The organism is Arthrobacter sp. BG5 (assembly GCF_056680155.1).
Genome location: NZ_CM155268.1, coordinates 2,582,189 through 2,594,449, shown reverse-complemented (window position 1 = coordinate 2,594,449; position 12,261 = coordinate 2,582,189). Strand labels below are relative to the sequence as shown.

The window sequence follows — 12,261 nt, the reverse complement described above, 5'->3', positions numbered from 1 at the left end:
AATCCGGCTGACGCCAACCTCTTGCGTTGTCTGCGACGAGAATAGCACGGTAGCCTCACAACTGCTCACAAAATGTGACACCCAAAAAAATCGATCCGCCCGAGGGGAAACGAGCATATGGGCACCGTCAAGGCATACCAGACCAAAACACGCGGCCGGCTGTACGAGGTCTGGTACACCAAACCGGACGGCACCCGGGGGCACGACCGAGGGTTCAAGCTCAAGCGCGATGCCGAAGCCCACCTCGCAACCGTGGAAGTGTCGAAACTAAAGGGTGCATATGTAAACCGCGCCGACGCGAAGGCTACCGTCTCGGAGCTAGGAGTTCCTTGGCTCGAACAGCACGAGCACAAGATAAGTCCCGCCAGTTTCCACTCCGTCGAAAGCGCCTGGCGCACTCATGTGAAACCGAAGTGGGGAAATCACGCTGTCGGGGCCCTGACCAAGCGCGAACTGCAGGGATGGCTGAACGAACTTGGCGAGAGGCGTTCTCACACGACGGTTGCAAGAGCTCGGGATCTCATAGCCGGCATCCTCGACCACGCCGTCGAAGACAACAGGATCGCGAAAAACCCGGCTCGCGGTTTAGTAATCAAGAAGAAACCAATCCCGGATGAGGTATTTCTTACCCATGCCCAGGTCGAGTCCCTGGCGCAGGAGTCCAAACACCCTGACCTCGTGCTGTTCCTCGCCTACACGGGACTTCGGTGGGGTGAAGCCACGGCACTGAAAGTCCGGAACGTGGCCTTGACGAAGCGAAGGGTAAACATCCGCGAAGCCGTCGCCGACGTCAGCGGCAAGCACGTCCTGGGCAGGGTCAAAAACCACGAGCGACGCACTATCGCCTACCCGGATTTCCTCGACGATGCAATTGCGGCCGCATGCGCAGGCAAAGGCCAGGAAGACCGACTTTGGAGTTCCGAAAGCGGCGGTTTCCTTCGGCCTGGCAATGATTCGGGCTGGTACGCCGCGGCTGTGAGGCGCGCCCAGTCTGCGGATGAAACATTCCGGCGAGTCACGCCCCACGACTTGCGGCACACAGCTGCGTCGCTCGCCATCAGCGCTGGAGCCAACGTAAAAGTCATCCAGAGGATGCTCGGCCATAAATCTGCCAAGGTGACGCTGGATACCTACGCGGCCCTGTTTCCCGACGACCTTGACAACGTCGTTGGTGCGCTCAGCCGTCAAAGGGCGGAGCAGGTACGAGACAAGCAGATGTTGGACGCTCCCGATGAAGAAAGTCAGCGGTAACCGGCCGCGCGGCCCTAAACATCAACGGTCGTGCCGCCTCGACCGAGTCCAACCCAACCCCTTTTGAGCTGTGACTTTCGGCGGCATTATTCGCCACCGGGCGCGGCCCGCAGGGGGGCGCCTCCACCGGACACTTATGGCGTTGTAGAAAGAAATCAATCTTCGGGGTCAGCAGATAGGAGTTGTTATCCCAACTCGTCTGCCTTGAACGTGGCCCGTCCGGAAACATGGCGCCAGATCACGTGATCCAAGCGCCTTGGCTGGGTCGGGTAAAGTTCGGCAACCCGCTGGATCAGATCGGCGGTCTCCATGGGCGTCAGCTTCTTCGCCTCGAGCCCGGCGTGCTTCGCGACGAAGCGGATAACCATTCGATCAGGCTTCACAGACTGAAAGCCGGCAAGAATAAGGAGATAGTTATAAGTCACTCCTGACCGTTGACTGGGCAGACATAGCCAGGAATTCTTTAACTTCTTTCGAATCTCTTTATTTGTGTAAGCCGTACGCAGTTCATCCTGTGTGGTCACCCCGAGATCATGCTGTAGAACCTCAGCAGCGCGCCGAATGACTTCAGCCTTCAATGGAGCATTCTTCTTGGTGTGCGCCGGTTTCCTGTTGTTGACTAGTTCTGCCCATCCGGCGCTGCCTCCAGCCTCCTTGAAAGTCTGGATCAGCTCGCTGGTACCGTCTCGGTCGGCATCACCGCCCTGGGATGTTCTGTAAGCCCGGTATTCATTTACCACGTTGATGACAGCCTGATACTTCGAGCCTGTGGAGTAGATGGAATCGATGATCGAGAGTGCCAGGCTGTCCGGATAGCCCTCAGCCGTTATCCACCGCGACTCATCCCGAAAGATAGAACGGCATACTTCCGTGAGACGTTCGGCTGCTGCGGAGAGGTCAGTCGTCATTTCTGGACTGTAGCAAGGTTCCATCCGTCGGCTCGTCATGACTCAGGTAGGTGTCCTCTTGAACGCTCGTCAGTAGGCGAGGAATCGGGTCAGCGTGTGGGCAGGGGCAGTGCCCCCAGCCAGGAGTGCATACGTTGATCCCAAATCCTAAGGTGCCCTCGCTAATACGGGCGTCCTGCAGCCAAGGCTGAAGTTAGACCTATAGTCACTGCGCCTCCGGGACGACGTAGCTGCTCATAGCATCGGCCTCGTCTACTGACGCTTCGAACTCCTGCTCGGTCACCACGTACAGCAGGTCGAGCGGCGATCGCTCGGAGCCGTCGTCGGCCCGAGGCAAACCGGGATTCGGCGTCTGCCACCAGTCGAGGAGCGCGGCGGCGATCCTTGCAGGATTCGACTGGCCGCATGCCAAGGCGAGTTTCCGGTTGGTCTCTGCGAGGGCGTCAATAATCTTCCCGTCGCGGAACTGGAAGGCAGGATAGTGCTTCGTCGCGCCGAGCTCGATCTCGATGACCACCCGGTAGCGGAGATAGTCCTTGAGCAGCTTGTGGCGGGCCCTCTTCTTCTCCCGCTCCGCCTGCTCCGGCGTCTGGGGTTGGGCCGTCTTGTCCGCCTCTGCAGCGGTGAGCAAAGCACGTGTCTCGACGGCGGTGCGACTGTCGGCGCGGTCGAGCAGGTTTGCAGCCAGCATGGGCAAGCTGTCGAGCACGAAGCTCCGATCCCAAATCGGACTGGTCCTCCAGTTGTCTGGGAATCCCAGCTGGCTCATGTCGAACCCGATCGTCGTAGACCGGGCCTCAATAAGTTCGACGAGGTCGACCATGTCGGCCCGGTCCGGGGCGATGCTCAGGAGGAGGTGGCGCATGATGAGCAACACGCCGTAGAGCCTGTTCTTAACGCCCTCATCGACGAGCGGGGACAGAGGACTGCCTGCGTCCTTTTGCGCCTGCCCCGGCGCCTGAATAAGCACATCGAACGTGCGATTCCATAATCGGCCGTAGTGCGCGCAGATGTTCCGCACGTTCCTTAGGCTGTTGAGCCAGTTGGCCAGTGCTCCCCGGTCCCCATGGCCGTTGGCGGTGCTGACCTGGAACCGCGCGGCTAGGATCTCCTGGTCGGCCTGGCGCAGTAGGTTGTAGAGGTTGCTCAAGACACCGAAAGACATGACCTCCGTCGCCACCCAGATCGGCAGGTGCGGACCATACTTCTCACGGAAGTGCGCGACGAAGTCGCCTCGTGCCCGTTTCTCGTGCCGGTCGTACTCCTCGAGCCAGCTATCGTAGGCGGATGTCGGTACGTTCGATGTGCGCGCTGTTCGCCCAAGGAGTGCGTTCCACGCTCGGGTGATCCGGGGAGCCTCCAGCTCGCGCATCTCCTCCAGTGCTTCTGGGTCCCGATGCGCGAACGCGTCGACCCTGCCGATGCGGTGGCCGACGCGGAACCGGAGCGCTGTCTCGATCGTGCTCAACGCGTCTCCCAGACGCACACGGAGCTCGTGGTCGAACTCGTACAGGGAACGCACGTGCACGAGACTGGTCCCGGGCACGAACGAGTCTAGGCGGATCTCGCGACCGTCGGCGTCGAACTGGGCCTCCGGAGGCGCGGGGCGGTCGCGGTAGAGATGCCAGTAGCCCGACAGCCGGTAGTAGCCATGGCGCTCTAGAACGGCGGAGGCGCAGGCGTCGCTTGGGCCGCAGTCCATACCCCTTCCGCGCAGCCGGCGGAGCTGCTCCGGGACAGTCAGGAACGGTTTGGCGTAGGTGCTGTCCCGAGTAGTCACGTGCTCATCATCCTGCGTTCCCGGAATCGGCGTATAAAGAGAACAGACCCGCGTCTCATTGAGAGAAGCGAGCCTGTCGTGTTGGTTCGAGCATACATGCGCGGCCTGGAGTGGTCAAAGACGTTCGTCCCAGAGATAAATCCACACACAGGACCATCGAAAGGCTCATCCAACCGACCCTGAGCGATGAGCCTGCCGTGGTGCATTTTGGTGCAGGAAGGCCTGTGGCATGCTGTTCGCAGATGTGAGCAGACGGGCTAGAAACCCCGCAAATACCAGGGTTGTGACGATTCCGCCACCCACTGACCGGCCTGCGAAATGGGTTCAAATCCCACCGTCACCGCCACGTAGCGAGGCCCCTGCTTCCCTCTGTTTAGGAGGGAAGCAGGGGCCTTCGCTTTGCCGAGATTTAAGGGTGCCGACATTTTGCCCATACTGGCCAGTGCGCCCTCGGAACAGCCCCCAGCGCCGTTCTTAGCCGGCCGGGTTCACTACGTCCTCCAGCACCGACCGGTCGAAGAAGCGGATTTCGCCGGTTTCCGGAAAGTACACCGGAACTACAGAAGTACTCGGGTCCTTCGAGGTCTCGTATATTTCGGGCGCGCCCCCGTGCCTGCGCGCAATGGTGCCGACCAGGTCCGTGCCGCGGACCCTGACGGTCCGATATTTGTAGCTCATCCGGCCTCCTTCGGCGATGTGGGTCACAGCCTACTCCCCCACCCCGGCGGGCTCCGGGCGTATGCCGGCTGCGTCATGGAAGACTGCGCTGCCCCCTCTGGTGCACAATGCGTTCATGACCAATGACGCTCCCCGCCCGGTCTACTTCCTTTCGGACAGCACGGGCATCACCGCGGAAACGCTCGGCAACACCCTGCTGACGCAGTTCCCGGCGAACGAATATGACCGCATCACGGTCCCCTTTATCACCACCGTTGACCAGGCGCGCGCCGTCGTCCGGGTCATCGACAACCTCGCGGCCACCGGCCAGCAGCCCATCGTCTTCTCCACCGCGGTCGGCAGCGACATCCGGCAGACGCTGGGCACCTGCAAGGGCATCCTCGTGGATCTGATCGGGAGCCACGTCGGGCAACTGGAGCAGGCCTTGGGAACCCAGGCCAGCGGGGAACCGGGCCGGGCCCACGGCCTGGGCAACGCCGCCCGCTACCAGTCCCGGATGGCCGCCGTCGAATACGCCATGGAGCACGACGACGGCCAAAGCCTGCGCGCGCTGGAGAAGGCCCAGGTGATCCTGGTGGCCCCGTCCCGCTGCGGCAAAACACCCACCACCATGTACCTGGCGCTGCAGCACGGCATTTTCGCCGCGAACTTCCCGCTGGTGGACGAGGACTTTGAACGCGAGGGGCTCCCCAAGCCGCTGCGGCCGTTCGTGTCCAAGTGTTTCGGCCTCACCACCAACCCCCTGCGCCTGAGCCAGGTCCGCACCGAACGCCGCCGCGGCTCGCCCTACGCCTCGCTGCGGCAGTGCGGGTTCGAGCTGCGCAGCGCCGAGCGGCTGTACGTGTCCCACGGGATCCCCTACCTCAATTCGGCCAGCGTCTCCGTGGAGGAAATGGCCGCCACCATCCTCCAGAAGATGAACCTCAAGCACTGAGGCCAGGCTTCACAAGTGTTGCGTGGGCCACATCGTGTGGAATCACCGGCGCCGACCTGTCACTGTGGACAGGACTTGCGCCCATCAAACGGCGGCCGCCCCACACTGGCGGCATTACGGCATCACCTGCAAAGGAGCAGCAACCATGACGACGGACATCCTGTGGTTCTCAGAACTCGGGCTCAAGGACCTGGACCGGGTGGGCGGCAAAAACGCCTCCCTCGGCGAGATGGTGCAGAACCTCACCTCTGCCGGCGTCCAGGTTCCTGACGGCTTCGCCACCACCGCGGACGCCTACCGCCGCTTTTTGGCCGACTCCGGCCTGGACCAGAAGATCGCCGACCGGCTGGTCGGGCTAGATACCGACGACGTGACGGCCCTGGCCGCGGCGGGGCAGGAAATCCGCGCCCTGATGTGCGAGACGCCCTTCCTGCCGGACTTCGAGGCGCAGATCCGCGACTCCTACCAGAAGTTGGTGGACAAGCACGGCGGCTCCGAGGAGCTGTCCTGGGCCGTCCGCTCCAGCGCGACGGCGGAGGATCTCCCCGATGCCTCCTTCGCCGGGCAGCAGGAAACCTTCCTGAACGTCCGCGGCATCGAGAACATCCTGGCCGCCATCAAGGACGTCTTCGCGTCCCTCTACAACGACCGGGCCATCGCCTACCGCGTGCACCACAAATTCGAGCACGCCGAGGTGGCCCTCTCCGCGGGCGTCCAGCGCATGGTCCGCTCCGACGTCGGCGCTTCCGGCGTCATGTTCACCATGGACACCGAATCCGGGTTCAAGGACGCCGTCTTCGTCACCTCCTCCTACGGCCTCGGCGAGGCCGTGGTCCAGGGCGCCGTCAACCCGGACGAGTTCTATGTCTACAAACCCGCCCTCGCGGCGGGCCGCCCGGCCATCCTCAAGCGCGGACTGGGCGAAAAAGCGCTCCAGATGACATACACGGACAACCGCGAAATCGGCCACACCATCGATTTCGTTCCGGTGGAGGCGTCCCTGCGGAACCGCTTCAGCCTCACCGACGACGACGTCGAGCAGCTCGCCCGGCACGCCGTCGCGATCGAAAACCACTACGGACGCCCGATGGACATCGAATGGGGCAAGGACGGGGTCGACGGCGGCCTGTACATCCTGCAGGCACGCCCGGAAACCGTGCAGTCCCGCCGGACGTCCGGCAGCCTGAGCCGTTTCCGCCTAAACGCCTCCGGCCGGGTCCTGGTGGAGGGCCGCGCCATCGGCCAGCGGATCGGCGCCGGCAGCGTCCGGATCCTCACCGCGATCGACCAGATGGCCGCCTTCAAGACCGGCGACGTCCTGGTCGCGGACATGACGGACCCGGACTGGGAGCCGATCATGAAGCGCGCCTCCGCGATCGTGACCAACCGCGGCGGGCGCACCTGCCACGCGGCCATCATCGCCCGGGAACTGGGGATTCCCGCCGTCGTCGGCACCGGTGACGCCACCGACACCCTCTCCGACGGACTCGACGTGACCGTCTCCTGCGCCGACGGCGAGACCGGCCTGATCTACGAAGGGCTGCTGGACTTCAGCGTCGAGGAAACGGAAATCACCCAGCTGCCCGAGGCCCCGGTGAAGGTCATGATGAACGTCGGCACCCCCGAGCAGGCCTTCACCTTCGCGCAGCTCCCCAACCACGGCGTGGGCCTGGCCCGGCTGGAATTCATCATCAACCGGCAGATCGGCATCCACCCCAAGGCGCTGCTGAACATGGACGATCAGCCCGCGGACGTGCTCGCGGAAATCCGGGAGCACATCGCCGCCTACGACAGCCCGCGCGACTACTACATCAAACGCCTGGCCGAAGGGGTGGCCACCATCGCCGCCGCGTTCGCCCCCGAACCGGTGATTGTGCGGATGTCCGACTTCAAGTCCAACGAGTACGCCAACCTGCTCGGCGGTCCGGCCTACGAACCGCACGAAGAAAACCCGATGATCGGCTTCCGCGGCGCCTCCCGGTACCTGGAGCCGTCCTTCCGGGATTGCTTCGACCTGGAGTGCGAGGCGCTGTCCTTTGTCCGCAACGAGATGGGCCTGACCAACGTCAAGCTGATGATCCCGTTTGTGCGCACCCTGGACGAAGCCAGCGGCGTCATCGACCTGCTCGCCGAAAACGGCCTGCGCCGCGGCGAAAACGGCCTCGAGGTCATCATGATGTGCGAAATTCCGTCCAACGCGCTGCTCGCGGACGAGTTCCTGGACTACTTCGACGGCTTCTCCATCGGCTCCAACGACATGACCCAGCTGACGCTGGGCCTGGACCGGGATTCGGCCATCGTTGCCGGCAGCTTCGATGAGCGCAACCTTGCCGTCAAGAAGCTCCTGAGCATGGCCATCAAGGCGTGCAAGGCGCGCGGCAAGTACGTGGGCATCTGCGGCCAGGGGCCGAGCGACCACCCGGACTTCGCCGAGTGGCTGGTCGAGGAGGGCATCGACTCCGTCTCGCTGAACCCCGACACCGTGGTGGACACCTGGATCCGGCTCGCCGGGGCGGCAGAAGCGTCGGCAGCCGCAGGTGTCAGCGCCGCAAGCGCCGCCGGCAACTAGGCCACAAGCGCCGCTCCCCCTGGGTGGGAGCGGCGCGTCCGGCGCACAGCTGGGCCTCTTCCCTCGTGGACATTGCTTGAGGCACAGTGAACCCATGGCCATTGAACGATCCATCGAAGAACTGACCATCGCCCAGGCGCACGAGGCCTTCCTCGGCGGTGAATTCACCGCCGAGGACCTCGTCAGCGCGTACCTGGACCGCATCCAGGACCTTGACCGGTCCGGGCCGGAACTCAATTCGTTGATTTCCGTCTCCCAGAGCGCGTTGGAAGAGGCACGCCGGCTCGACCGGGAGCTGGCCGTAACGGGCCGGCTCGCAGGGCCGCTGCACGGCGTACCGATCGTCGTCAAGGATCAGATAGAGACCGCCGGCCTGCCCACGACATTCGGCAGCATCGCCTCCGGTGACTACCAGCCAACGCAGGATGCGACCGCAGTTGCAAGACTCCGTGACGCCGGCGCCATCATCCTCGGTAAGACCACGCTGCCCGACTTCGCGACGTCCTGGTTCTCGACGTCCTCCCGCAGCGGGGTGACCAAGAACCCGTACGACCTTGCCCGCGACCCCGGCGGATCCTCCAGCGGAACCGCCGCCGCCGTGGCGGCGAACCTCTCCCTCGCAGGAGTCGGAGAGGACACCGGCGGCTCGATCCGCCTGCCCGCCTCTTTCTGTGGCCTCGTCGGGCTCCGCGTCACTCCCGGGCTGATCAGCCGCGCCGGCATGTCCTCCCTGGTGAAGCCCCAGGACACCTCCGGGCCGATGACCCGGACGGTGGAAGACGCCGTCCGGCTCCTTGATGTCATGGTCGGCTACGACGCAGCCGACGACTACACCGCGGCCGCCGTCATCGCCGGCCGGGAGGAGCCGTACCTCAGCGCGCTTCAGGACGCGACCCTGACCGGCAAACGGGTCGGGGTCCTCCGCCAGGCGTTCGGCGATGACTCCGACCCGGACGGGGTCAAGGTCAACAAGACCATTGAGCTGGCGCTGGCGGCACTGCGCGACGCAGGCGCTGAGCTCATCGACATCACGATTGACAACCTCGACGATCAGGTGGGCTTCACGTCGCTTTACACCACACGGTCGCAGGCGGATATGAATGAATTCGTCGGCGCCCGCCCCGATGCCGGAATCCCCTCCATGCGGTTCCTGATCGAAACAAAGCAGTACCACGAGAAGCTCGACCTGCTCGAGGCGATCGTGGCCGGACCGGAACAGCCCACCGATGACCCCCACTATGTGGAACGCCTGCTGGCACAGACCGCGTTCCAGCGGCAGGTGATCGGCATCATGGCGCAGAACCGGCTCGACGCCCTCGCCTTCCCGGACGCCAAGCTTCCGGCACCCACGCGCGAAGACATCTTCGCTGACCGCTGGACCTGCCTGACCTACCCGACCAACACGGTCATCGCATCCCAGCTCCTCTTCCCGGCAATCACCATCCCGGCCGGACAAACCGCTGATGGATTGCCCGTGGGCCTCGAGTTGATGGCGGTGCCCTACGGCGAACGGGCCCTTGTGGCACTCGCCGCCGCTGCCGAAGCAACCTTGCAGGGACGGAAGGCACCTGCCCTCTAGGACAACGCGTCCGGGGAGGCCTCCCGTTTTTCGCAGCCGCGTAGAACTCGGCGCTAGAATCGAGGGGCAACCCGCGGCGTGCAAGGTCCCTGCGGGAGCAACCGTGGCCGCCGCTGGTGAAGGGAGTGTTTCGTGCGCACCGCCGCCAGGGCACCCTTCCACGCGGTACGTTCGGCCATGGTCGCCACGACCGTCGTGACCCTCGCCGCGGCTGCGCACGTTGTCGCCGGGGGCCAGCTTCCCGCCCCCGGCATCCTGTTCGCCTTCCTGGCCCTCACCGGCCTGGTCACCACCACCGCCACCCGGCTGGAAGTGAATTTTCCCGCCATGTCCGCCCTGCTGGGCGCCGGCCAGGTAGTCCTGCATGAGGCGTTCTCCGCCCTCAGCCCGCCCGCTGCCGCAGCCGTGACCGGCGGAGGAGGACCGGCCGGGCGGTCACACCACGGCGGCGCGGCCTTCCTTCCGCTCCCGACGGACCACCTCCCGCTCCACCAGCTGGATTCCGCGCTGGCCTGGTCGATGCTCGCCGGCCATGCCCTGGCAACGCTCGCGTGCGCCCTGCTGCTGTCCAAGGGCGAGGACGCGCTGTGGTCGCTGGCGGCCTGGCTCCGCCCGCTCATCGAGCTCCCGGCTCCGTTCCTGCCGCGGCACGCCGGAGCGCGCGTCCTGCCGCCCCGATCCGTCGGCGCCGTCCCGCTGCCGTGGCGCAACCTCCGGCCTGATTGCCGCCGCGGGCCGCCCGCCGTCGTCGTCTTTTCCTGACATTCCTTCCGGCTGCGGCCGTTCCTGCCCCGCAAAGCCTCCGTGCCCCCGGCACCCCGGGCAGCACCGCCGCGCCGCCCCGTTTCTGCGCGCCGCCTGACGTGCCGCGCGCACGCCTGAAAGGCACCTGTTTTGACCGTTCCACAGTACCCATCCGCCCTCCGCCGCGTCCTCTCCGGGACCGCCGTCACCGGAGCCACCTCAGCCCTGATGCTCGCCGGCATCAGCGGCGCCTCGGCCCACGTCGATGCCACCCCGGACAACACCGCCGCCAACTCCTACTCCCTGCTGAGCTTCGCCATCCCGCATGGCTGCGAGCATGCCGGCACCACCAAAATGACCATCACACTGCCGCCCGAGCTCAACGATGCGCAGCCCACCGTGAACCCCAATTGGACGGCGGCCAAGGTCACCGAGAAGCTTGCTGAACCGAAGAAGCTGGCCGACGGCTCCGCGATCACGAAGCGCACCAGCCGGATCGTCTACACCGCAAAGGCGCCGCTCAGCCCGGAGCTCCGGGACGTCCTGGTGCTCTCGGTGAAACTGCCGGACACGGCAGGGAAAACCCTGTACTTCCCGACCCTGCAGACCTGCGAACAAGGACAGACCGACTGGTCCGAGATCCCGAAGGACGGCCAGGACGAGGAGTCGCTCCAGAGCCCCGCGCCGTCGGTCACGGTCACGGACGCCGTGGCGGCCTCCGACGCTTCCGACGGGCACGGCGCGCACGCGGCCGGGACCGCGGACACCCCCGCGGCAATGGATCCGGCGGCTGCCGTGGCCGACGACGGCGGCCAGGCCAGGAGCTGGGCGGGCCTTGTGGCCGGCGTCGGCGGGCTGGTCCTGGGCGGACTCGCGCTGCTCCGGAGCCGGAAGCCCGCCCCCGCCCGGGTGCTGGCGGCCCGCGCACCCAAGGAGTAAACCGCCGTCGGGCAGCGCCAGCGGATTGGTGCCCGGAAATCACAATCCGGGCATCAATCCGCGCCCTTCGTCGTGGCGTCGTTGACTCAGGCAACTGTGGAACATCACAGTTGTGCCATGAGGCCTCTGCAGATGAAAAACAGACTGGTAATCACTTCCGTGACGGCTGCCGCCGCGGCTGCCCTGCTGCTCAGCGGCTGCGGCCCCACGCAGAGCCAGCCCCAGGGGGCCACCGGCGCCGCGTCGCCGTCGTCGTCCGCCTCGACCCCGGCCAGCGAGTCCAGCCCGGCGACCCCGGCTGCGACGGCGTCCGTCTCCCCGAGCGCATCGTCCGCACCTGCCTCGACCACCGCCGCGGCCGGACCGGCCCTGTGCAAGGCCGCAAACCTCACGGCTTCCCTGGACGCCAGGGGTGGCGGCGCGGCCGGCAGCGTCTACATGCAGCTGATCTTCAAGAACTCCGGCGCAGAGCCGTGCCTGCTCAAGGGCTTCGCCGGGGTGTCCCTCACCGCCGGCGCCAGCGGCGGACCCCTCGGTGCCGCGGCGAAGCGCGACGATTCCACGCCGGCGGCCAACGTGCTGCTCGCCCCGGGACAGTCCGGAAAAGCCACGCTTCGCTACACCCAGGCGGGCAACTACCCCGACTGCACCCGCACCCCGGCCGCGGGCTTCCGCATCTACCCGCCGGAAGACACCGCATCCTTGTTCATCGCCGCCCCCAAGGACGCGTGCCGCGAGTCCGCCATCAATCTCCTGACCATCGGGGCGTTCACGGCGGCATAGCCGTCGCCTCCGGGCACCGCCCGCGTGCTGGGGCAGCACCCGCTCGTCCCGCCACATCGCCCCGGCAAAAACCCCGGCAAAGACTGTCTGCGCCAT

Annotated in this window: 10 protein-coding genes; 7 read left to right on the top strand and 3 right to left on the bottom strand. The window is 65.5% G+C overall.

Annotated elements, in window-relative coordinates; translation table 11 throughout:
- Positions 1–117 precede the first annotated feature (117 nt).
- Positions 118–1,251 carry a tyrosine-type recombinase/integrase gene (locus AC1MBE_RS12050; RefSeq protein ID WP_479778538.1) on the top strand — a complete coding sequence of 378 codons (1,134 nt, stop codon included), beginning with the start codon at positions 118–120 and terminating at the stop codon, positions 1,249–1,251.
- A gap of 185 nt (positions 1,252–1,436) precedes the next feature.
- Here AC1MBE_RS12050 and AC1MBE_RS12045 read toward each other — a convergent pair whose 3' ends face one another.
- From AC1MBE_RS12045 to AC1MBE_RS12035, 3 genes are all read right to left on the bottom strand, one after another.
- Positions 1,437–2,159, bottom strand: a complete 723-nt coding sequence (locus tag AC1MBE_RS12045) for a hypothetical protein (RefSeq protein WP_479778536.1) — start codon at positions 2,157–2,159, stop codon at positions 1,437–1,439.
- Between the two features lie 205 nt (positions 2,160–2,364).
- Positions 2,365–3,939, bottom strand: coding sequence for an Abi family protein (locus tag AC1MBE_RS12040; protein ID WP_479778534.1), 1,575 nt, complete (start codon positions 3,937–3,939; stop codon positions 2,365–2,367).
- 474 nt (positions 3,940–4,413) lie between these two features.
- Positions 4,414–4,617, bottom strand: coding sequence for a hypothetical protein (locus tag AC1MBE_RS12035; RefSeq protein WP_479778532.1), 204 nt, complete (start codon positions 4,615–4,617; stop codon positions 4,414–4,416).
- 115 nt (positions 4,618–4,732) lie between these two features.
- Between AC1MBE_RS12035 and AC1MBE_RS12030 the strand changes: the two genes are divergently transcribed.
- From AC1MBE_RS12030 to AC1MBE_RS12005, 6 genes are all read left to right on the top strand, one after another.
- Positions 4,733–5,551, top strand: coding sequence for a pyruvate, water dikinase regulatory protein (locus AC1MBE_RS12030; RefSeq protein ID WP_479778530.1), 819 nt, complete (start codon positions 4,733–4,735; stop codon positions 5,549–5,551).
- A gap of 145 nt (positions 5,552–5,696) precedes the next feature.
- Positions 5,697–8,120 carry a phosphoenolpyruvate synthase gene (gene ppsA, locus AC1MBE_RS12025; protein WP_479778528.1) on the top strand — a complete coding sequence of 808 codons (2,424 nt, stop codon included), beginning with the start codon at positions 5,697–5,699 and terminating at the stop codon, positions 8,118–8,120.
- A 94-nt stretch (positions 8,121–8,214) separates the two neighbouring features.
- Entirely contained in the window at positions 8,215–9,699 is a 1,485-nt protein-coding gene (locus tag AC1MBE_RS12020) for an amidase (RefSeq protein WP_479778527.1), read from the top strand.
- 132 nt (positions 9,700–9,831) lie between these two features.
- The gene (locus AC1MBE_RS12015) at positions 9,832–10,461 is read left to right on the top strand and encodes a hypothetical protein (RefSeq protein ID WP_479778525.1); all 630 of its coding nucleotides are present in this window, start codon (positions 9,832–9,834) and stop codon (positions 10,459–10,461) included.
- A gap of 210 nt (positions 10,462–10,671) precedes the next feature.
- Complete coding sequence (locus AC1MBE_RS12010) at positions 10,672–11,382, top strand: YcnI family copper-binding membrane protein (protein ID WP_479782589.1); 711 nt, start codon at positions 10,672–10,674, stop codon at positions 11,380–11,382.
- Between the two features lie 132 nt (positions 11,383–11,514).
- Positions 11,515–12,165, top strand: coding sequence for a DUF4232 domain-containing protein (locus AC1MBE_RS12005; protein ID WP_479778524.1), 651 nt, complete (start codon positions 11,515–11,517; stop codon positions 12,163–12,165).
- Positions 12,166–12,261 lie beyond the last annotated feature (96 nt).